General features: G+C 75.6%; 2 protein-coding genes. Both read right to left on the minus strand.

Features of this window, described 5'->3' with window-relative positions; all coding sequences use genetic code 11:
- Positions 1 to 142 (minus strand): four-carbon acid sugar kinase family protein (locus JHD82_RS29275; protein WP_307838132.1); only part of this gene is annotated, 142 nt, incomplete at its 3' end.
- Positions 112 to 320: hypothetical protein (locus JHD82_RS30120; RefSeq protein WP_233174965.1), on the minus strand; the 209-nt coding region annotated here is incomplete at its 5' end. The genes JHD82_RS29275 and JHD82_RS30120, both read right to left, overlap by 31 nt.

The following is a 320-nucleotide window of genomic DNA, read 5'->3' on the forward strand; positions in this document are numbered from 1 at the left end:
CGTCCACGCCCTCGTCCACCGGGCCGGCAGGCACGCCAATGCTTTGCACCACGCGCATGCCTGCGCGCACCAGGTTGTTCGCCAGATCGGTGGCGCCCGTGAAGTCGTCGGCTATGCAGCCCAGAAGCTGTCTCTTATACACATCTGACGCTGCCGACGAAATGCGAACAGTGTAGATCTCGGTGGTCGCCGGATCATTAAAGGGGGGGGGGGGGGGGGGGGGGGGGGGGGGGGGGGGGGGGGGGGGGGGGGGGGGGGGGGGGGGGGGGGGGGGGGGGGGGGGGGGGGGGGGGGGGGGGGGGGGGGGGGGGGGGGGGGGG

The organism is Delftia sp. ASV31 (assembly GCF_016428765.1).
Classification (GTDB): domain Bacteria; phylum Pseudomonadota; class Gammaproteobacteria; order Burkholderiales; family Burkholderiaceae_C; genus Comamonas; species Comamonas acidovorans.